Source organism: Acinetobacter bereziniae, from assembly GCF_016576965.1.
In the GTDB taxonomy this organism is placed as follows: Bacteria; Pseudomonadota; Gammaproteobacteria; order Pseudomonadales; family Moraxellaceae; genus Acinetobacter; species Acinetobacter bereziniae.
The window spans coordinates 4,648,453-4,669,871 of sequence record NZ_CP066119.1; the positions used below are offsets into that span (position 1 = coordinate 4,648,453).

The window sequence follows — 21,419 nt, forward strand, 5'->3', positions numbered from 1 at the left end:
CTATTTTGACGCGTTGATAAAACGAGTGTTAATAAATTGTTGATAATTTGGTGAGACCTTTTTAACCAAGCCCTGTACTTTCAAAAAGTTAACCGCATTGGCAATATTTTGTGTAGTTCGCCCACCTAAATACTGTGGGCTTAGTTGTGCTTGACGATCAGGATATTCTGCCCCTGCAAGAAGCGTTGGAACATCTTGCGCATCAACTCCGGTAATTTTGGCAATTTTTTGTACTTCGGCTGAGTTTGCAGTCCAATGGCGCTTATTACGGTTGTAAGCATCATAGTAATTCAAAGTCACCGAGGAAAATTTGCTGAGTACTTCAGGATGCTTTTGCGCAAAATCCTTACGTGCGACCCAAACTTCAAATGTAGGCGAACCCCATTGCCCAACCTGCCCTGCATCCGTCATCACCTTGCCTGTTTTTTTGATATTGGCAAGTGCTGGAGACCATACAAAAGCGGCATCGATATCTCCTCGACGCCATGCCGCATTAATTTCAGCAGGCTTGAGGTTCAACAACCGAATCTGATTGGGTTTAATATTCCAGTGTTGCAATGCGCCCAATAAACTGTAGTGCGAAGTCGAAGCAAATGGCGTAGCCACTTTTTTCCCAATCAAATCTTGCGGATGATGGATACCAGAACCATTTCTGACCACCAAGGCTTCTGCACTTTTTAAATCTGTTGAAATCAAAAACACATCTATTGGCAAGTTATTGGCAACAGCAGCGCCTAAAGGACTAGATCCAATCAAAGCAATATCTACAGAGCCTGAAGCCAAAGCAGTTAAAACTTCAGCACCACTGTTAAATAAGCGCCAATCCAGTTTTTCTCCAATCACTTTGTCATATACACCATCAGCCTGTGCAACTTTGGCAGGCTCTATATTGGTTTGATAACCAATCACAATTGGACGTGCATTTACCCAACCACTATAGCTAAACATAGCTAAAGACGAGCAAAGTAAAATAAGCTGCTGAAATTTCATGATGAATATAAGCTGACAATCAATGGAAAAAGAAGAGAATCTGCCTTATGGTAAGGTTTTTGTATATTATTAAAAATATGTTTTTTAGATTTACTTATTCACTTTTTTCATTAATAAAATTGATCTTTTCACTGTGAATAGATATCTAGATCAAAACTAGAGAGTTTTTATTTAATCACAGCAACACATGAAAAATATAAAACACATCTCACTAAAATAATAAAGTGAAAATTAAATCACATTAAGTAACACTTTCAATGGTTTATTCATCGGAAATAGAGCAAAAGCTCTATTTTTATCTAAATAAAATTACTATATTGATTATAAATAAAGCACTTTTTAGCTATAAGGATATAACATGAAAAAGGGATTTATTGCTTTTACATCACTCGCATTATTAGGATTATCAAGCGCTTCTCAAGCTAAACAGGATGTCTGTGTATTTGACTTATTAGGAAAAGCTGGTGAATCTTATAAAATGATGGAGGAATGGGCACTCGCTGCAAAAGCGTGGAATACCGATATACAGCTGATTGCTTATCAAAATGAAGAAATGGCAGAACGAGACTTCCAAAGTGGTAAATGTGATGCTGTCTTTTTAACAGCAATGCGAGCACGCCAATTTAATAAATTTGCTGGTTCTATTGATGCGCTTGGTGGCGTTCCAAACAATGCCATCGCCTTAAAAGCCATTAATTTCGTTTTAGATAAAAGAAACACGCAACGACTGAAATCAACAATCAACGGTGTGGAGTATGAAGTGGGGGGTATCGCTCAAATCGGTCCTGCTTATATTTTTGTGAATGATAGATCGATTAACACCATTGAAAAAGGACGCGGAAAGAAATTCGCCGTATTGTCCTATGATAAAGCCCAGATCGCCGCAGTAAAACGTGTCGGCGCAATCCCTGTTTTATCAGATATTTCAGATTTTATTGTGAAGTTTAATCAGGGCAAAGTAGATATGGTGGGTGCGCCAGCTTATGCATTTAAACCTTTAGAACTTTCAAAAGGCTTAGGTAGCAATGGGGCAATGTTTAACTTCCCTGTACTCAATGTCACTGCCGATTTGATTTTTAATACCAGTAAATTTTCTCCAGGTTTTGGTAACCTATCTCGAGAATGGTTCCTTAAAAAAATGCCAAAGCAGTTTGAAATGGTCAGAAAACAAGAGGAAAGCATTCCAAATAAATATCGTCTGAATTTAAGTAAAGAGGACAAAGAGCGTTATCAAAAACTACTTCGGGATACACGCTTAGAATTGACCAAACAAGGAGTCTATGACCCAACCATGATGTCAGTGCTTAAGCGAGCACGTTGTACTGTGGATCGGACCAACTTTGAATGTTCACTCTCAGGTGAATAAATACTAATCCGATCCTATTGATCATTAGAAATCAGGCGATGGAGGCATCCAAAAAGTCGCCTGATTTTTAAATTCAGAACTTACTGAGCTGAAGGTTGTTCACCCAAAGTTGGATCTTGAGTGGCTTGAGCTGGTTGCGATTGTTGAATCGTAGCATCACCTTCTACCGCAGTGCCTTGCTGAGCAGGATCAACTGTTGCTGTTTGTGCAGATTGGTGCTGATCTGCTGAACTCATTGGCGCTGATTGTGTGGTTTCAGGTGCTTGTGTAGTTTCACTTGAAGTACATGCTGTACTCATCACCGCAACACCTGCCAATAACATAAAAATAAGACCTGATTTTTTCATCATCAATTCCTTTATCATCACTCGATTAAAAAACGACAATACAATCCGCATCATCGTGCTGACTATGATTGCCATTTTTTCAGCTAAGTTCGTTGCAGCTTGGTAAGACTTTTAACGTGTTGCCGTATAAGTTCTGCAAAGTTTATTAAATCAATTACTTATTTTGACTAAATAAAATATCAAGGTTAAATCATTCATTTGTCTGAGTTTTTAAATATGCGCTGAGTTGACACAAGAAGAAAGCTCATGTTGAAAAATATATTTTTACCGTAAAAGTCTCGTATTAGTTACATTGTTAAAATTTTTAATGAAGCAAAAAAAAAGCTTATCCAAGAAGATTGGATAAGCTATGAAAAACATATTCAAATAAAAAGAAACTACAGCCATAGAATCTTAGGAGCATCATAATGAAACTCTATGTTTTTCGCAAAGCCTTATTTTCAATAAGTTTAATCGGTTTTATATATTAATTTATAATTTTTATCTATTCATTCAATTTTAATTTATGAATTTAATGGTCATTTTTCACAATTTAAGAATAAGAAAAAAAACAATTTCTCATTTTATTTGTGGAAAAAAATCTATGTATTTGCTGAATATTCACACAATAAATTAAGATTTATATGTTATTCAGTTACGCTTCTGAGTTTTTTTGCTGAATTTCATTAAATAATATTCAATCTTGCTTGAATTTTAGTAGCTCGCCCACATTTCATATTCATTGACGAATTAAACGACCATGGCAGTTCAAAAATGAACACAGTGCAAAACTGCTGCCGATAAGGACTGTACATGTTTAAGAACCCATTTAAACGGAGTAAATCAATGGCAACTGAGCAAAATCAAGAAGCCCAAGATCTTCAAAACGAGCAAGCAGAACAGCAAACTCAGACTGAAAATGAACAGGTTGAAGTTACCGTTGAAGCTTTACAAGCTCAAATCAGCAATTTAGAAGAGAGTTTAAAACTGGAAAAAGCCCGTACGGCAAATGCAGTATATGAAGCACAAAAAAGCGTTGAGCGTATTCAACGCGATGCTGAAAAACATAAAGATACGGTATTGGAGAAGTTTGCAAAAGAATTATTAGATTCTGTAGACAATCTTGAACGTGCGATTCAGGCAGGTGGCGATGAAGAAACGCCTGTACTTGAAGGTGTAAAACTCACGTTAAAATCTCTTCTTACCACTTTAGAAAAATTTGGTGTTGTTGAAGCAGATACCACAAATGGCTTCAATGCTGACTTACACCAAGCCGTAGGGATCGACCCAAATGCAGCTGCCAACCAAATTGGTACCGTTTTGCAAAAAGGTTATACCTTAAATGGTCGACTACTTCGCCCTGCAATGGTCATGGTGGGTCAATAAGCTTAATAAATGAGGGCTTTTTGAAAATATTTTCATGAATTTTCTCAAATAATGACTTGAAAATTTTTGAATGGCTCTCATATCGGATAACAAGAAAATCCTTTTAACACTTCCTTTCTCAAGGGAGAAATAAAAGGGATTCAAAAGAATTTAGAGGAATAGATTTATGGCTAAAATTATTGGTATTGACTTAGGTACAACAAACTCATGTGTTGCTGTACTTGAAGGCGATAAAGTTAAAGTAATTGAAAATGCTGAAGGCGCGCGTACAACACCTTCTATCGTTGCATATAAAGATGGCGAAATTCTTGTAGGTCAGTCTGCTAAACGTCAAGCAGTGACTAACCCTAAAAATACATTATTCGCAATCAAACGTTTGATCGGTCGTAAATACGAAGATCAAGCTGTACAAAAAGATATCGGTATTGCACCATTCAAAATCATCAAAGCAGACAATGGCGATGCTTGGGTGGAAGTGAATGATAAAAAACTTGCACCTCAACAAATCTCAGCAGAAATTTTGAAAAAAATGAAAAAAACTGCGGAAGATTATTTAGGTGAAACAGTAACTGAAGCGGTTATTACTGTACCTGCTTACTTCAATGACGCTCAACGTCAAGCAACGAAAGATGCTGGTCGTATTGCAGGTCTAGAAGTTAAACGTATCATTAACGAACCGACTGCTGCTGCACTTGCGTTCGGTATGGATAAAAAAGAAGGCGACCGTAAAGTTGCGGTATATGACTTAGGTGGTGGTACATTTGACGTATCAATCATTGAAATCGCAGACTTAGATGGCGACCAACAAATCGAAGTATTGTCTACCAATGGTGATACATTCCTTGGTGGTGAAGACTTTGATAATGCATTGATCGACTATTTGGTTGAAGAGTTCAAAAAAGAACAAAACTTCAACTTGAAACAAGATCCTCTTGCATTGCAACGTTTAAAAGAAGCTGCTGAAAAAGCCAAAATTGAGCTTTCTTCATCAAATTCTACTGAAATTAATTTGCCATACATCACTGCGGATGCAACAGGTCCTAAACACTTAGTGATGAATGTAACACGTGCGAAATTAGAAGGTTTAGTTGCTGACTTAGTTGCTCGTACGATTGAGCCTTGTAAAATTGCGCTTAAAGATGCAGGTCTTTCGACTTCTGATATCTCTGACGTGATTTTGGTTGGTGGTCAATCACGTATGCCAATGGTTCAACAGAAAGTACAAGAGTTCTTCGGTAAAGAACCTCGTAAAGATGTGAACCCAGATGAAGCTGTTGCAATCGGTGCGGCAATTCAAGGTGCAGTATTGTCTGGTGACAAAACTGACGTACTTTTACTTGACGTAACACCGTTAACACTAGGTATTGAAACCATGGGTGGCGTGTTAACTGCAATTATTGAGAAAAACACGACGATTCCTGCGAAGAAATCTCAAGTATTCTCTACAGCAGCAGACAACCAACCAGCAGTAGACATTTCAGTTTACCAAGGTGAACGTAAAATGGCTCAACAAAACAAATTGTTGGGTAACTTCCAATTAGGCGATATCCCACCTGCTCCACGTGGTGTGCCACAAATTGAAGTATCATTTGACATTAATGCTGATGGTATCTTGAAAGTATCTGCTAAAGATAAGAGCACTGGTAAAGAGCAATCAATCCAGATTAAAGCAAACTCAGGTTTGTCTGATGCTGAAATCGAAGCAATGATCAAAGATGCTGAAGCAAATGCTGAAGAAGATCGTAAGTTTGAAGAACTTGCAAAAGCACGTAACGAAGCTGATGCTTTAGTTGCTTCTGCAAATAAAGCAGTTAAAGATCTTGGCGAGCAAGTCACTGCTGATGAAAAAACTGCAATTGAAACAGCAGTTTCTGAATTAGAAGTAACTGCGAAAGAAAATGATGTTGAAGCAATCAAAGCGAAAACTGAAGCTTTACAAAACATCATTATGCCGATCACTCAACGCGCTTATGAAGCTACTCAAGGTCAAGGTGGAGCACAAGGCTTTGACCCGAACCAATTCGGTGGTGATGCAGGTCAACAACAGCAAAAAGCTGATGATGGCGTAGTCGATGCTGAATTCACAGAAGTAAAAGATGACAAAAAATAATTTGTCGCTTTAATCGAAAACCGCTCAAGAGATTGAGCGGTTTTTTTATACTGGCAAATCATCTTTATACAAGTCTATTTAAACTTTAGATCTAAAGCTTGGCAATGAAAGTTTTATATCATTCAACACTATTTTCATCGCATTGATTTTATGGGTCCAGAGAAATTATATTTTACTGTTTGCATCTTTCAACAGATTGACTATATGGAGTGTGTGCTTTGCTAATCTCTGACATTTCTAAAAAAACAGGTTTATCCATCCATACACTACGTTACTATGAACAAATTGGGTTGCTGAAAAACATCCATCGTAACCTGTCAGGACAACGTGTATATACTTCACTTGATTTAGAATGGCTTGAATGGATCAAACGTTTAAAATCAACAGGAATGCCTTTAGAAAAAATTCAAAATTTTGCCGAATTTCGTTTACAGGGAGAACACACTTTAAAACAAAGACAACAGCTTCTGATTGAGCATTCTGCTCAATTAAAACTGGAAATTCAAAGACTTCAACAAGAGCAAACTATTGTTGACTATAAAATTAAAATTTATGCTGAAAAAATGCTTGAGCTAGAGTGAACTCGAGCAGTTAAGCTTTTTACTTCCTACTTTAAATCGGAGTAAAAAACATGTTTCATTCAGGCTTTTACATCACCGCAGAATTAAGAATACTAGATGAAAATAAAATCTTAGAAACCCGTGAAGCTTTACAATCATTATGCACAATGACCCTTCTACAAGAACCAGAATGTAGCATGTTCCAACTGCATCAATGTCAACAAGAGCCAAGACGTTTACTGCTCTGGGAACGCTTTGATTCAGAACAAGCGTATCAGGCTCATTTTAAGCAGGTTTATACTCAAGAATATTTGGCACGGAATTTAACTGAAGTGGTACAGCATTTCGTTAGCGATTGCGTGTTATAAGACCTCATGTATAGCTAAGCCCATTGTGATTTTTCAAGATGATGAATTGCTAATCCGCATTAAATCTTTTATCTTAATTATCACAATAATAATGGATCAAACGATGAAAAACTCCCCTGCTGTTTCACCCGCTGTTTATTATAGTTTGATCCTTGCTCAGTTTTTTTTGCCCGTTATTGCGGCAATCATAGACATATACTGCACTGAACCTGAGTTAATACTACTTGATAAAACCCTCTATCAAGACCCACAGACTTGGGAGTTGGCAGTGATGTCTGTTGCAGGCTTAATTATACTCATCATCACTTTTGGCTTATGCTTGAAAAAAGAATGGGCAAGAAAAGCCTATCTTTATAGTTTTTTTCCAACATTTTTACTTTATTTCATGCCGTATATGCACTGGATTTACATGACCAGTTATGCTGCGATTTTTAACGATCTTGCCTTTGTCTGTTCAGGTATTTTATTGATGATTTTAGTGACACCCTCACTGTATCAACCTATTTTTGAACACGATTAATCATGTATAAAGTCCTCAGCATAAGCCTTGCTTTATACGTCTTTCTAGAAATTCTATGTCATGTATTTGCTCTTGTTGCCCGCAAGATTGTCAGTCGCTCAGATACGCAAAAACTCAACCACCCTTTGCATCTTCAATTTATCCAACAAAGTTTTTATCGCACGATGTTACTGGTCAGCATCGTACTGATGAGCCATTTTTATACTGAATTAGCTTTTTTTGAGCAGAATGATTGGATTCGATTGGGGTTGAGTATCTTGATTATTTTAATGATTTTACTGGTATTTTGGTGGATAAATGCTTTTATTGTGCGGCAAGTTGTTCTAAAACAACAATACGCTGTCACCGCAGCGTTTAAACAGAAAATCAGTTATATCATGCGACATCCCTTACAATTTAAATCCCTGTATATCACTACTGAATACTTAAGCATATCCGTTTGGATGAACAGATTCCTAAGTGCACTGGCATTTATCCTGCTGTTTATTGATATTCATATCCTGTTTAGCCCCTAAATAAAATTGATCAGATCACGCCTTCCATCCTAATTCCTAAACTGAGCTGTAATAGGGTAAACAATCCTTTCATGAATAAAAATAATCCTGCAAATATACATATCAACATAATTAGTCGTTGTTTTTTGCTGAGGCTTTGTTTTATTTGTAGATTGTATTGCTGATCAAGGACTTTATTTATTGGTAAGTGATCAATCACTTTCTGGGAAATTTGTTTTTCTAACTGATTTAATGATGAGCCTTCAACAATCGTTAAGTTGTAATTTCCAACCTCCAACTCACAATAAAACATTAAATTTGAACCTCGTGTAAAACTATTTTTATGTGGTCGTCCTAGACTTGGGGTCAATTTAACCTCCTCTTGTGAATCGAGATTGACGATTTTAGGGTGAATAAAAGCCATAGGTGCGAGTTTAAATAATGGTCCTTCCTGCCAAATTGAATAGCCACCTTTATGAGTAACGCTAAAATTTTTAGACTTTTGCACCAAAGGCATTTCTAGCACTAACTTTGCTCGAAAGAGCTGTACCAAGCAATATATGACATTCACCCAACAGCAAATGCCCGCAATTAAAAAAATCCAGCCTAAAATCAACATTCCATTCATCAGTCTTTGCGATTGTGTAATTTTCAGATAAATTATCGATAACAAAAATTATTTTTTTAAGCAAGCATGCGTTTCTGGATTATTGTTAGCGTCATTATTTTTACGGCATATTTTGCGATTCAACGCATGATGTATCCGCAACTCGACCATAATTCAGCGATTGATCGTATTACACACCCTTTAGATACTCGATTGCGTTATCGCATTGGTGAAGTTGATCCTCGCTTCCATCTGAGCAAAGCACAGGTAAAAAATTTAGCGCAAGAAGCGGCTGACATATGGCACTTAGGTACAATGCAAAGTTTATTTGTTTATGACGATCAGGCAAAGCTGACGATTAATTTGATTTATGATGAGCGCCAAGCTGAGTCCAGTGCCAGAACTCAAGCCTTACGCACCTTAGAAAATACCCAACAATATTCTCAAAGTGAAAAGCAAAAAATTCAACAACTGCATCTTGAATTAAATCAAGCCAATCGAGAACTAGACTTTCAAAAGCATAGTTATCAACATAAAGTTGAACAATATAATCAACTGATCAATGCACTTAATCAATCAAGGCAAAATTTAGATGCATCTGCAAGATTTGAATTAGATCAACAAAAAAATCAATTGATCATTGAACAGAGTCAATTGAAACAACAATTAGATCTTTATAACCAAAAAGTAGATACATTAAATCGTCAAGTCGAGCAGCTTAATTCAGTAAACCATCAATATAATCAATCTGTTGATCAGTTTAATATGCGTTTTCAGCCACGCCAATTTGACAAAGGTGTATTTGACGGTAAAACCATTAATATTTATGAATTTGAGTCCGATGCAGATCTAAGAGTCACCATTGCACATGAACTAGGTCATACTTTAGGTCTTGCACATAATAATGACCCTAAAGCACTCATGTATCCGATGATGAAAGAACAAGATTTGAAAAATTTTAGATTAACTCAAGCTGATTTAGCCATGCTAAACTCAAGACAACGATAAGAAAATTTAATAATGAATCATCAGCATTTAAATCCATAATTTTCTTATGTATTTAAATTATTTTTTTCAAATTCATGTTATTGTGAACTGAATACGCAATGAATTGAGGAGATGACTGTGAGCTATTATCATATTATTCTGGAAGTAAATGATCATATCAGCACGATTGAGCAAACTCGTGATATTGAAATCTATGATATTACTGAACTTCAGCCATACCTTCATTCTATTTTATTGCCTTACTTCAATGAGCAAATTATTGAACTGGAAGATGAAAATATTGAGTTTACAGATATTTTACATCTTGAAATCAAACAAACGTTACTTCCAATCCAGCATTTGATCGAAGAAGAACAGAAGCAATTGCCTAGTGATACCGATGTGACTATTACTGCACATGAAATCTTTAATGATCGAGATCACACTCAGGATGTTACTGCGGTCATTTTAGATGTATTAGAAGCTGTCAAAATCGATCAATCTGCGATTGAATAAATCCAATCAATAAAAAGGTCTGCAATTGCAGACCTTTTTATTGTATTCGTTGCCCTGAATACAACATATCTTTACTGCATCATACTTTTTGCAGCCTCATTTCTAAATGCTTTTAAAATCTGCTGCCCTGCTCGACCTGTTGGACTTAATCCTAATTTGACCTGTTCTTGTTGAATAGCTTGGCGAGTTTTATCACCAATCAGACCATCAGCATCGCCAATCGCATAGCCTTTCTTCAATAAATAGTTTTGAATTTCACGGCGTTCTGCACGAGATGTTCCAGCATCTTCTGTTGGCCAAGCCGTTTGGAACCCTCCTTTACCCTGTAAACGATCTGATAAATGTGCAATTGCGAGTGCATAACTTTCAGCAGCATTATAGGAATAGATTGCATCAAAGTTTTTAAACACCAAAAATGCTGGACCATTTGCACCCGCAGGCATCATTAAACCAGCTTGAGAGCTTTCAGATAAGTTTCCTTGAATGATTGGTGTGCCATCGACACGTGTAAAACCACGATTGACCCAAGAACTGAGTGATTTTTTATTGCGGCGACTTTCTCCAGACACTGATGCACCTGCAGGAATTTTTACCTCAAAGCCCCAAGGCATTCCTGTTTGCCATCCACGCTTTTTCAAAAAATTAGCGGTTGAAGCTAAAGCATCAGAAGTACTTGAAACCAGATCACGACGTCCATCACCATCAAAGTCCACAGCCAATTCTTCATAGGTAGAAGGCATGAATTGAGTATGACCGAATGCACCAGCCCATGAGCCTTTCAGTTGATCTTCGCGTAAATCTCCACGTTGTAAAATACGCATCGTGGCAAAAAACTCACCTCTAAAATAGCTTTGGCGACGCCCTTCACAGCTTAATGTCCCTAAGGCTTGTAATAATGGATATTTTCCAGAAATATCTCCAAAATTACTTTCTACACCCCAAACGGCAACCACTGTTTCTGCAGGAACACCATAAGCAGCCGCAACACGGTTAAGAACATCCCGATGCTGGCTCAGCATTTGACGCCCTTTTTCAACACGTTCTTCATCGACTAAACCTGAAAGATAGTCCCAAATCGGAGTAGAAAACTCTGGTTGATAGTCTAATTTACTAATGACGGAATAATCAGGCGTTAAATTTTGTGTATAACGATCATAGGTTGAACCGCTTACACCAGAGCTCACAGCTTGTGAACGTAAATTTGCAATACAGCTTTGAAAATTAGAATTAGGTGTATAAGTTGTATCTTGAGTTGTTGTCACTGGTGAGCTAGACACCGCCTGACCATTAATAATTAATTCAGCATTGGCATGTGATGCCGCGAATAAAACAGATCCACAAATCAAAGTTAAATGGCGCATAATATCCACAAAAAATAGTTTTAAATTTAAATTATCTGAATACCATAACAGCCTGTGAATAAAATGACAGATGTAAAAACGTAAATTTTGAATTCATTTTCCAATTTTAAATTCAAAACTCTCAACATCGTAACTTTGAATTTAAAATAAAGTTATCCACACAAGCCCCCAACATACAGTTTTAAATTCATTTATGAATTCAAATTAATTCTTATTTTTCTGCACATTTTTAAATTCAAATTGTTCTAGTTTTTATCCACAACACACTCCCAAAATTTAACAATGCGAGTTATCCACAAGATTGATTTTAAATTCAAATCTCCATCAGCTTTAAATTTAAAGTTTTAAATTCAAAAATATTTAACTTTATGTCTTAGATTTTTTGTGGATAAGTCTAGAATGATACAATTGAGTTGGCAGCATGAATGGTTTTGAATTCAAAAAATTATCGATTTTTTGAGATTTAAAATACTTATTTTTAAAGCTCGTTGTTATTTTTATATGTCATTTTTCGATGTAAGTTGAGATCAAAATACCCAAAAAATAAAGGAATGCCATCATACAGAACATCGAAAAAGAAAAAAGCAGCCAACACCTTGACTGCTTTTTTTACACACAATATTGAGTTTAGATGCTCATATCTTCACTTAATGACAGTGGATTTGGCAGAATTTTTGCTAACTGACGGCATAGCGTCGTTAATTCCTTAGAATCATTTGGCATCAAAGTGATATGTCCAATTTTACGACCTTCACGCTCAGTCTTGTTATAAAGATGCACATGAGCACCTTCTAATGCCAAAACCTCTTCCAATGGTGGATATTGACCAATGATATTGACCATCACCGTTGGACGTACAACTTCTGTTGAACCTAAAGGTAACCCAGCAACCGCTCGGACATGATTTTCAAATTGCGAGCATACAGCACCTTCAATTGACCAGTGCCCCGAGTTATGCACACGTGGCGCCATCTCATTGGCATACAAGCCTTTTTCAGTGACAAACAGCTCCAAAGTCAACACACCCACATAATTCAAATGATTTAAAAGGCGAGTGATATAGTCTTGTGCAACAGGTTGCAAATCTGAACTATTTGGAGCAGGAACGATCGAATGTGAAAGGATACCATTGTGATGATGATTTTCAGCCAATGGCCAAGTTTTTACATCTCCATCAATACCACGTACTGCGATAATTGAAACTTCACGAGAGAAAATAACGAAGCTTTCAGCAATTAACGAACCTGCTGGACCAAGCTCTGTCCAAGCTTGGTCAATTTGATCTTCTGAACGTAATACAAACTGACCTTTACCATCATAACCACCAGTCGCGGTTTTCAGGACAATCGGCAGTCCTAATTCAGCAACTGCAAGCTTGAGACTATCCAGAGAATCTACCGCTTTATATGGCGCAACTGGAATCTCTAACGCATCAAACAACGCTTTTTCTGAAAGGCGATGTTGTGCAATGGCTAAAGCTTGGCGTGGTGGATGTAAGTCCTTATGTTTGGTCAATACATCTACATCAATCAATGGCGTATTTTCAAATTCCAAACTAAATACATCGGCACTTGCAATAAAGTCTTGCAAGCCATTTTCAGCTTTTGTTGAAAATACTTGCCCTAATATCGCAGATGGACAATCTGTATTGGCTTCAAGAAAAGTACATTGAATATTTAACGGTAGCGCAGCTTGCGCCATCATACGGCCGAGTTGACCACCACCAAAAATACCGATGGTTTTATTCATAACCTGTGTCCCGTTTTAAGCTTGACCCGGAATGTTTTTACTAGCCACTTTATCAGTTTGTGCCGCACGGAAATCTGCAACATTTTTTGCGATCTCTGGACGGGTTAAACCTAAAATCTGTGCTGCCATAATCGCGGCATTGGTTGCACCAGCAGGACCTATCGCCAATGTACCTACGGCAATACCAGCAGGCATCTGCACAATAGACAATAACGAATCAACACCATTTAAAATCGAAGACTTCACTGGCACACCAAGCACCGGTAGATCTGTTTTTGCTGCACACATCCCTGGTAGATGCGCTGCGCCACCTGCACCAGCAATAATCACTTGAATACCACGTTCACGTGCTGTTTCAGCATACTCAAATAAGCGATCTGGCGTACGATGCGCAGAAACAACTTCAGCTTCAAAAGGAACACCAAGCTGTTTAAGCATATTGGCAGTGTTTTCGAGAGTTGCCCAATCTGATTGAGAACCCATGATAATTCCAACTAGAGGAGCGTCTTGTACAGCGGCCGCATTCATTGCATATATTCCATAAACCAATGTAAGGAAGTTTAAATACTGGTGATCAGTGTTTAAATGAATATCAAGAAGCTCGCTATTATAGACTGATTTTTCATCTCACGAAAATTTAACAGACGTAGCAATGCAATATTTTTTTAATTTAACCACCTTAAACGCTTGGGTCGAAGGGTAATATCAGGCTTGAGTCCCTAAACAACATAAAAATAGAAAAAGCCAGCCAACCTTTCTCTGTTAAAAAATCATGATGGACGCTTCTAAAATCATCATTATTTTAACTTTGTCTATTGATCTTACTGACTTCTAAAGACAAAAAATACGCATCCCAACAAGCATAATCCTGCCCATAGATAGTCCAACTTAAAAGGCTGTTTAAATAAAAAAATCATAAAAGGAACAAATACCAAGAGTGTGACCACTTCTTGGGTAATTTTCATTTGTCCCAATGACCAACCATGTTGAGCCAAAAGGCGAGTTGCAGGAATCATAAAGCTGTATTCAAGCAGGGCAATCACCCAACCAAATAAGATGGCTTGCCACAAAGGTGCTTCATGGAGGAACTTTAAATGACCATACCAAGCCAAAGTCATAAAACAATTGGAGATAATCAGCAATAAAAGCGGTAGAGATAAAGCCATTTTTAGCTCAACAATGATGTATGCCTCAATAGATTACACTGCATTTTTTTAAAAGTGAAAAACCTTCAATCTCGATCATGCTGACGCGCGTACCAATACACATGATGAGCAAAGAATCTAGATTTGGCATGAAGGGGAGAAAACTCAAGCTCACTTTGAGCTGTTTTTAAAAATTTAAGTAATACTAGACGCTTTTCTTCATCAACGATATTTCTATAAGAAGAATCATTTAAAAATATTTTTTTACCCTGATCAAGATAAAAATGAATGGAAACTTTTGAATTGAATAATAAAGGTGATTTGGTTGAATAATCATAGCTGTAAAAACCTAAAATTTCCTGTTTGGCATATTTTTGTGGCGCTTTTTGATTGAATTGAAGATACATATACTGATCATCAAACCAAATGGTGACATCTTTAGAAAATAGTCGGATTATCCTTGTCGTTGTAGCAAAATAAAGCAAAAACGTTAAGCTTACTGGACCTAAATAAAAACCGTCACCCAACAAAGAATAATAGGCAATGCCATAAATCAACATCATTGGCAAAGCAATCAATAAACTACTGATCGAAGAATAAGGATAAACCTGATTTAAGACGAATTTTTTTGCTGTTCTTTTCCGAGATTTTGACATGTTTGGCAATAATAAAATTTATGCGAGCACCTATATTCAACTGCAAATATGCAGGATTTTATCCGCAAAAGCTATGCTTTAAAATCGTAACAAGAAAAACTATCTTTTCGCTTTAAGCCTTGCTATCGTTGCTCTCAAATCAAATGAATCGGCTACATCACAAGCACAAAGTGATGAGTCTATAAAAGCACTGGAGTTAAAACGAATGCATCTGCATATTTTGGGTATTTGCGGCACCTTTATGGGCTCATTGGCATTATTGGCACGTGATTTAGGTCATAAGGTTACGGGTTCAGATGCAAATGTTTATCCGCCGATGTCAACCCAGCTTGAAAATGCAGGTATCACCTTGATGCAAGGCTATGACCGTAGCCATTTACAGCCCCACCCAGACCTTGTGATTGTTGGTAATGCCATGAAACGTGGTATTGATGCTATTGAATATATGTTGAATGAAGGTTTGCCCTATATTTCAGGACCACAATTTCTTGCTGACCATGTATTACAAGGTAAACATGTCTTAGGTGTTGCAGGCACACATGGTAAAACCACCACCACAACCATGTTGGCATGGGTGTTGGATCAGGCAGGATTAAATCCAGGCTTTTTAATTGGTGGTGTACCTTTAGGTTTTAGTGAAAGTGCACGTTTAGGCGGAGGAAAATACTTCTGTGTAGAAGCAGATGAATACGATTCTGCGTTCTTCGATAAACGTTCTAAATTCGTACACTATCATCCAAAAACTGCAATTTTAAATAATCTTGAATTTGATCATGCCGATATTTTTGATGACTTGGCTGCGATTCAAAAACAATTCCATCATTTAGTCCGCACCATTCCCAGCGAAGGTCGCATTATTGCACCGATCACTGAAACCAATATTGATGAAGTTTTGCAAATGGGGTGTTGGACACCAGTGGTTCGGACTTCATTAGATGCCAACGACAGTGCTGAAGTCTATGCGGAGCAACTTTCTGCGGATGGTTCACATTTTAAAGTCTTACAACACGGCGTAGTCAAAGGCGAAGTTCAATGGAATATGACAGGGCAGCATAGTGTTGCCAATGCCTTAGCAACGATTGCTGCTGCGGAGCACGTAGGGGTCGACATTGCAACGGCTTGTAAAGCCTTATCGAATTTTGGCGGGGTGAAACGCCGTATGGAATTGCTCGATACTGTAAATGGTATTGAGGTATACGATGATTTTGCCCATCATCCAACAGCGATTGATACAACCTTAGAAGGTGCACGCAAACGCTTAGGCGAGCGTAAACTATGGGCAGTCATTGAACCACGTTCAAATACCATGCGTATGGGTAGCCATAAAGACGGGTTGGCGTATTCTGCACGTTTGGCAGATGAAGTCATTTGGTATCAACCTGAAGGCTTGGATTGGGATTTACAGCCCGTGATTGATGCAGCCACAAATAAAGCTGTTGTGGCTCGTACCTTAGATGAGATTATCAATACCATTCGCACTGAGGCAGGCGAGGGCGATGCCGTAGTGATCATGTCGAACGGCGGTTTTGGTGGATTACACCAAAAACTAATTACTGCATTAAAAGCAAAATAAGTTTTCTAGAAACGAAAAAAACCACAAAATTGAACTGAACCCTATAAGTTGGACACAACTTATAGGGTATTTTTATGAAATACAATTTAAAGTTTAAACAAGCAGTCATTGCTTATTATGCTCAAGGCCATTCTAGTTTATCAACAGCCAAGCATTTTTCGATTAGTGATAAGGATGTCTCTAAATGGTTGGCTCAATTCAACTTAGGTGGAATTGATGCAATAAAACCAAAACAGAATAAGACAATTTATACAGCTGAATTTAAATATAAAGTATTAACAACTATGCAGGATGAGCGATTAAGTTTATCTGATACAGCTCTTCGTTTTGGTATTTCTTCCCCGAGTTTGATCAGTGTATGGCGTAAAATCTATCAAACCGATGGTATGCTTGGACTAGAACCAAAGTCTAAAGGAAGAGCACCCATGTCTAAAAATAAACATAAATATATTGTTGATAAACCTGATCATGAAAAAACAACTGCTGAGCTTCAGCATGAACTACTCTATTTACGCGCTGAGAATGCTTACTTAAAAAAGCTCGACGCCTTGCTGAATCCACCCAAAAAGGACAACAAGCAAGGTTGATTGATCAGATGAGTACTGAGTTTGCTTTGCCATTGCTTTTAGATATTGCTGAGTTATCGAGGAGTAGTTTCTACTATCATAAAGCCAAGCTAAATGCCGTAGATAAATATGCAGAGCTCAAGCAACGAATTTGCCAAATTTATGATCAGCATAAAGGTAGATATGGTTATAGACGAATCACTTTAGCCTTGAAGCAACAAGGTCTTCATCATAACCATAAATTGATTGCTAGGTTGATGAGAGGCTTTGGTTTAATTTCATTGATTCGGCGTAAAAAGTACAATGCCTACAAAGGTACATCCAATAAAATAGTCAAAAATAAACTCAAACGTAACTTTGAAGCGAAGCGACCCAATAAGCGTTGGCTGACAGATATAACCGAATTTAAAGTTGCTGATACGAAGTTATATTTATCTCCGATTTTAGACTGCTATAACAATGAGATTGTGAGCTATACACTTTCAAGACGCCCAGTATTTCAACTTGTTAAAGATATGCTTGATCAAGCCATAAGTCATTTACCAAACTCACGAAAACACAAGCTTATGCTTCATTCAGATCAAGGCTGGCATTATCAAATGAGCCAATTTAGGAGTACGCTTAAAGCGAATAAGATTAAGCAAAGTATGAGTAGAAAAGGGAATTGTTGGGACAATGCTTTGATGGAGAGTTTCTTTGGTACATTAAAATCAGAGACGATTTATCTAGAGAAACCAGAAAGCATTGAAGTCTTAGAGCAACAAATTCATGACTACATCCATTACTATAATCATGAGAGAATACAAATTAAACTAAAAGGATTGAGCCCTGTTCAATTCAGAACTCAATCCAGCGTTAACTAAACTGTCCAAGATTTGGGGTTCAGTCCAAATGTGGTTTTTTTCGTTTAATCTGGGGTCGCTGTTTTCTGCAAAGCTTTAAAATCTTTAAGTTTGACCCATCCTTCAACCAAGTCATCTTCTATATGTTGATTTGGATCATTAAATACCACATAGACCCACGCTTGTTTTGCCCGATCTTTATACACTGAATATGCTGTAACATTATCATTTTGAATAACAAAAGTATCATTCATTTTACAAAAGTTTTTAGGCGCTGAATAAAAATATATACGATGTTTCGATTGAGCCACTAATTCCCAACGTGGGTTGATCTCTTGCTCTTTTTGATAAGCGCGTAAGTTTAATTCAAAACAACTTTCTGCATAACTCAGTATAGGGCTGATCAATAATGATAAAGCGATCAGAATTTTTTTTAACATGTTGAAGTATCTAACTCAATTTTAACAGTCCAATCCAGGTAGGACATTAAATGTATGTATATCTATCTATGCTTTGACATCTGCAAAGCTTTTTTCACGTTTAAACATCACGTCCACATATGAACATGTTGGCACAATTTTTAGTTGTTTTTCACGCGCAAATTCAACCAAAGTATCTAATAATTGGCGGGCGATACCCTGACCGCGTAGGGAATCATCAACCCAAGTGTGATTGGCAATAATCTGCTGTTCACCACTCCAAACATAGCTGATTTCAGCAATACGCTGTCCTTGAGGATTATCTAAGAAAAACTCACCCTTATGTTGATTATCGATATGTTGGAATTGCATCTATTATTTCTCATTAATGATTTATGACACAATTCCACTTTAACAAAGCAAACTTAAGATTTCAAAACATCATGTATCGATTGATCTTTATCAAATACAGATTTTGAAAAAGGGCATAGAGGGATAATTTTCACATTTTTTGAACGTGCCATATCCACCACTTGATCCAATAACTTACGTCCCACACTTTGACCACGCAACTCATCTTCTACAAGTGTGTGATCAATAATCAACATATTTTCACCTGCCCATGTATATGCCATTTCAGCCAAATGGTGACCGTCTTCACCAATATAAAACTCACCTTTTTTTCCATCATCTTTGTGTCTAATTTCTAACATTTTATTTACTCTTTATATACATACAAACTTAAAAGCACATTCAAAATGCCATAAGTTTATTGGGTTTATTGTTAAGTTTTGTCCGACAATCCTAATTTTTATGTATCAAAACTTAAGCTTAACTTTATGCAAAAATCAGCCTAAAATTTAGTGCTAATCTTTGAAAATATGATCATGTCCAGTTCCTCTTCCCAAACGCCCACACCCCAATCTGCCCCCAGTGAAACGCAGCAATGGGTCAGTGTAATCAGCCTTGCCTTTGCTGCTTTCATTTTTAATACCACAGAATTTGTACCCGTAGCTTTACTCAGCGATATTGGTAAAAGTTTTAGTATGCAAGCCACGGATGTCGGCATCATGATTACTCTATATGCATGGGTAGTTGCACCGATTTCTTTGCCTATTATGCTCCTCACCAAAAATATCGAAAGACGCTTTTTGCTGATTGGCTTATTTATGGTTTTCGTTGCCAGTCATGCCTTGTCTTATTTTGCATGGAGTTTTGATGTACTGCTTGCCAGCCGAATTGGTATCGCATTTTCGCATGCGCTGTTTTGGTCGATCACTGCCTCGCTAGCCGTTCGTGTCGCCCCCAAAGGTAAGGAGTTTCAAGCTTTAGGTCTATTGGCCACAGGCACAGCGCTGGCGATGGTCTTAGGTATTCCTTTTGGCAGAATGGTGGGAGAATCTTATGGTTGGCGTAATACTTTTGGCTTGATCGCCATTGGCGCAGCTGTTGTCTGTTTAATTTTAGCCAAAACATTACCACGCTTACCGAGTGTCAACTCTGGTTCTTTAAGCAGCTTAAAAGTATTTCTAAAACGCCCTAGTTTGATGATGGTCTTTGCACTCACTGTGATTGTGATTACAGCACAGTTTACGGCTTATAGTTATATCGAACCTTTTGCCTTAAATGTTGCACATTTTAGCTCAACACAAACCACAACCTTATTACTCATCTATGGCGCAGCAGGCTTTTTTGGCTCCTATTTATTTGGAAAATTTGCTAAAAAATATCCAAAATTGCCAATCCCACTCAGCAGTCTGATACTGGCGATTTCTATGCTGTTATTGACCACATTAAGCATCGATTTTGTCAGTTTCAGTGTGTTAAGTTTGTTCTGGGGAATGGCAATTATTTGCTTTAGTTTAGCTCAACAAGCCAAAGCATTAAATTTAGCTTCTGATGCAACAGATGTGGCGATGGCCATTTATTCTGGGCTTTACAATGTCGGTATCGGTGGCGGGGCACTACTCGGAGGTCTAGTTACTGCCAGTTATGGGCTCAATCATATTGGTGTGGTTGGCGGTATCATTGCTGTATTGGGTACGCTGCTCGCTTTAGTGCTGGTACAACGTAAAGATTTTATTCAAAAAGCTTAAATTTACAAATTTTAAAGTGACATCTCGACTCAATAACTTTAATTTAATCAAAGTTATCTAGTCATTATATGATGATCAATGCAAACTTTCTTTTTCATTAGATTATTCACCACCACACTGCATCGGCAGTGTGGTTTTTTGCATTTAAAATAAATTGTAAAACCAACCCTGCCAAATGTGCGGGGTTATTTTTTGGCTCCGTGATTAGGCACATTGTTACGGAGAAACTCATGTCAGACCCTCAAAACAAACAAGCCTTGATTGTAGTGGATATGCAAAATGGTTTGTTTCGCGCTCCACAGCCTCCATTTGAAGCTCATCAATTATTGCAAAATATCAATCAACTCATTGAATATGCTCATCTAAAGGACATTCCCGTGTTTGCAATCCGTCATGTGGGTGGTGCTGATACTGCTATGGCACCTCATAGTCTAATAACTCAATTAATTACAGAATTAAATATTGATCATGATGTTGATCATGTATTGGAAAAAACTCGCCCAAATTGTTTTTTTCAAACTGATTTAGAACAACGATTGAAGTCATTGAATATACAAGAGCTGATTGTTTGCGGTTTAAAAACTGAATTTTGTATAGATAGCACTTGTCGTGCAGGAAAAGATTTAGGATTTAAGGTGCAATTGATTTCCGATGCACACAGTACTGTAGATTCAGCCGTACTCAATGCGCAGCTGATTATTCAACACCATCATCAAACACTCAGTCAGGCTTTTGCGCAGTTAAAAACCTGCGCTGAATTTTGTACATAATTTAAGCTACAT

General features: G+C 37.3%; 25 protein-coding genes. 14 read left to right on the forward strand and 11 right to left on the reverse strand.

Translation table 11 applies throughout. From position 1 onward, the window contains the following. The gene (tauA, locus tag I9192_RS21770) at positions 1-990 is read right to left on the reverse strand and encodes a taurine ABC transporter substrate-binding protein (protein WP_010590986.1); all 990 of its coding nucleotides are present in this window, start codon (positions 988-990) and stop codon (positions 1-3) included. A gap of 358 nt (positions 991-1,348) precedes the next feature. On the opposite strand from tauA, the gene I9192_RS21775 reads away from it, so the two are divergent. Continuing rightward, positions 1,349-2,356, forward strand: a complete 1,008-nt coding sequence (locus I9192_RS21775; RefSeq protein ID WP_005034890.1) for a putative solute-binding protein — start codon at positions 1,349-1,351, stop codon at positions 2,354-2,356. 80 nt (positions 2,357-2,436) lie between these two features. Here I9192_RS21775 and I9192_RS21780 read toward each other — a convergent pair whose 3' ends face one another. Next, positions 2,437-2,703 carry a hypothetical protein gene (locus I9192_RS21780; RefSeq protein WP_005034888.1) on the reverse strand — a complete coding sequence of 89 codons (267 nt, stop codon included), beginning with the start codon at positions 2,701-2,703 and terminating at the stop codon, positions 2,437-2,439. A gap of 825 nt (positions 2,704-3,528) precedes the next feature. Here I9192_RS21780 and grpE point away from each other — a divergent pair. From grpE to I9192_RS21810, 6 genes are all read left to right on the forward strand, one after another. Then, positions 3,529-4,068, forward strand: coding sequence for a nucleotide exchange factor GrpE (gene grpE / locus I9192_RS21785; RefSeq protein WP_005034886.1), 540 nt, complete (start codon positions 3,529-3,531; stop codon positions 4,066-4,068). Between the two features lie 166 nt (positions 4,069-4,234). Beyond that, a complete protein-coding gene (gene dnaK, locus I9192_RS21790) occupies positions 4,235-6,178 on the forward strand; it encodes a molecular chaperone DnaK (protein ID WP_005034883.1) in 1,944 nt (647 codons plus the stop codon). Between the two features lie 209 nt (positions 6,179-6,387). Then, positions 6,388-6,759: a MerR family transcriptional regulator gene (locus tag I9192_RS21795; protein ID WP_228153649.1), complete on the forward strand. Its 372-nt coding sequence runs from the start codon at positions 6,388-6,390 to the stop codon at positions 6,757-6,759. A gap of 50 nt (positions 6,760-6,809) precedes the next feature. Beyond that, positions 6,810-7,106, forward strand: coding sequence for a putative quinol monooxygenase (locus tag I9192_RS21800; protein WP_100886222.1), 297 nt, complete (start codon positions 6,810-6,812; stop codon positions 7,104-7,106). Positions 7,107-7,209: 103 nt separating this feature from the next. Further along, on the forward strand, positions 7,210-7,626 hold the full coding sequence (locus tag I9192_RS21805) for a hypothetical protein (RefSeq protein WP_009584741.1): 417 nt from the start codon (positions 7,210-7,212) through the stop codon (positions 7,624-7,626). A 2-nt stretch (positions 7,627-7,628) separates the two neighbouring features. Beyond that, on the forward strand, positions 7,629-8,141 hold the full coding sequence (locus I9192_RS21810; RefSeq protein WP_100886223.1) for a hypothetical protein: 513 nt from the start codon (positions 7,629-7,631) through the stop codon (positions 8,139-8,141). 10 nt (positions 8,142-8,151) lie between these two features. Here the strand turns inward: I9192_RS21810 and I9192_RS21815 are convergent, their stop codons facing one another. Then, positions 8,152-8,739, reverse strand: a complete 588-nt coding sequence (locus I9192_RS21815) for a hypothetical protein (protein ID WP_227567278.1) — start codon at positions 8,737-8,739, stop codon at positions 8,152-8,154. Positions 8,740-8,814: 75 nt separating this feature from the next. Here I9192_RS21815 and I9192_RS21820 point away from each other — a divergent pair, with 75 nt between their 5' ends. Both I9192_RS21820 and I9192_RS21825 read left to right on the forward strand, forming a co-directional pair. Then, positions 8,815-9,735, forward strand: a complete 921-nt coding sequence (locus tag I9192_RS21820) for a matrixin family metalloprotease (protein WP_200150033.1) — start codon at positions 8,815-8,817, stop codon at positions 9,733-9,735. Between the two features lie 111 nt (positions 9,736-9,846). After that, positions 9,847-10,230: a hypothetical protein gene (locus I9192_RS21825; protein ID WP_010590990.1), complete on the forward strand. Its 384-nt coding sequence runs from the start codon at positions 9,847-9,849 to the stop codon at positions 10,228-10,230. 71 nt (positions 10,231-10,301) lie between these two features. On the opposite strand, the gene I9192_RS21830 is transcribed toward I9192_RS21825, so the two are convergent. From I9192_RS21830 to I9192_RS21850, 5 genes are all read right to left on the reverse strand, one after another. After that, positions 10,302-11,591: a lytic murein transglycosylase gene (locus I9192_RS21830; protein ID WP_200150034.1), complete on the reverse strand. Its 1,290-nt coding sequence runs from the start codon at positions 11,589-11,591 to the stop codon at positions 10,302-10,304. A gap of 627 nt (positions 11,592-12,218) precedes the next feature. Next, entirely contained in the window at positions 12,219-13,340 is a 1,122-nt protein-coding gene (locus I9192_RS21835) for a 5-(carboxyamino)imidazole ribonucleotide synthase (protein WP_009584727.1), read from the reverse strand. A gap of 15 nt (positions 13,341-13,355) precedes the next feature. After that, on the reverse strand, positions 13,356-13,868 hold the full coding sequence (gene purE / locus I9192_RS21840; protein ID WP_004718991.1) for a 5-(carboxyamino)imidazole ribonucleotide mutase: 513 nt from the start codon (positions 13,866-13,868) through the stop codon (positions 13,356-13,358). Between the two features lie 293 nt (positions 13,869-14,161). Then, the gene (locus tag I9192_RS21845) at positions 14,162-14,506 is read right to left on the reverse strand and encodes a DMT family protein (RefSeq protein ID WP_004824031.1); all 345 of its coding nucleotides are present in this window, start codon (positions 14,504-14,506) and stop codon (positions 14,162-14,164) included. A gap of 65 nt (positions 14,507-14,571) precedes the next feature. Continuing rightward, entirely contained in the window at positions 14,572-15,048 is a 477-nt protein-coding gene (locus I9192_RS21850) for a hypothetical protein (RefSeq protein ID WP_228289330.1), read from the reverse strand. Between the two features lie 298 nt (positions 15,049-15,346). Between I9192_RS21850 and mpl the strand changes: the two genes are divergently transcribed. The 3 genes from mpl to I9192_RS21865 all read left to right on the forward strand — a co-directional run bounded on the left by mpl (position 15,347) and on the right by I9192_RS21865 (position 18,143). Beyond that, positions 15,347-16,714, forward strand: coding sequence for a UDP-N-acetylmuramate:L-alanyl-gamma-D-glutamyl-meso-diaminopimelate ligase (mpl, locus tag I9192_RS21855; protein ID WP_200150036.1), 1,368 nt, complete (start codon positions 15,347-15,349; stop codon positions 16,712-16,714). A 74-nt stretch (positions 16,715-16,788) separates the two neighbouring features. Further along, on the forward strand, positions 16,789-17,301 hold the full coding sequence (locus tag I9192_RS21860; RefSeq protein WP_005029281.1) for a helix-turn-helix domain-containing protein: 513 nt from the start codon (positions 16,789-16,791) through the stop codon (positions 17,299-17,301). Then, on the forward strand, positions 17,298-18,143 hold the full coding sequence (locus I9192_RS21865) for an IS3 family transposase (RefSeq protein WP_010591792.1): 846 nt from the start codon (positions 17,298-17,300) through the stop codon (positions 18,141-18,143). The genes I9192_RS21860 and I9192_RS21865 overlap by 4 nt, the downstream gene beginning before the upstream one ends. 44 nt (positions 18,144-18,187) lie before the next feature. On the opposite strand, the gene I9192_RS21870 is transcribed toward I9192_RS21865, so the two are convergent. From I9192_RS21870 to I9192_RS21880, 3 genes are all read right to left on the reverse strand, one after another. Beyond that, on the reverse strand, positions 18,188-18,562 hold the full coding sequence (locus tag I9192_RS21870; protein WP_058971384.1) for a hypothetical protein: 375 nt from the start codon (positions 18,560-18,562) through the stop codon (positions 18,188-18,190). Positions 18,563-18,628: 66 nt separating this feature from the next. Beyond that, positions 18,629-18,913: a GNAT family N-acetyltransferase gene (locus I9192_RS21875; RefSeq protein ID WP_004824026.1), complete on the reverse strand. Its 285-nt coding sequence runs from the start codon at positions 18,911-18,913 to the stop codon at positions 18,629-18,631. 53 nt (positions 18,914-18,966) lie between these two features. Then, entirely contained in the window at positions 18,967-19,254 is a 288-nt protein-coding gene (locus I9192_RS21880) for a GNAT family N-acetyltransferase (protein WP_004824024.1), read from the reverse strand. Between the two features lie 174 nt (positions 19,255-19,428). Here I9192_RS21880 and I9192_RS21885 point away from each other — a divergent pair, with 174 nt between their 5' ends. Continuing rightward, positions 19,429-20,637, forward strand: a complete 1,209-nt coding sequence (locus I9192_RS21885) for a sugar transporter (RefSeq protein WP_005034857.1) — start codon at positions 19,429-19,431, stop codon at positions 20,635-20,637. Between the two features lie 230 nt (positions 20,638-20,867). Then, positions 20,868-21,407: a cysteine hydrolase family protein gene (locus I9192_RS21890; RefSeq protein ID WP_005034855.1), complete on the forward strand. Its 540-nt coding sequence runs from the start codon at positions 20,868-20,870 to the stop codon at positions 21,405-21,407. The last annotated feature ends 12 nt before the right edge of the window (positions 21,408-21,419 follow it).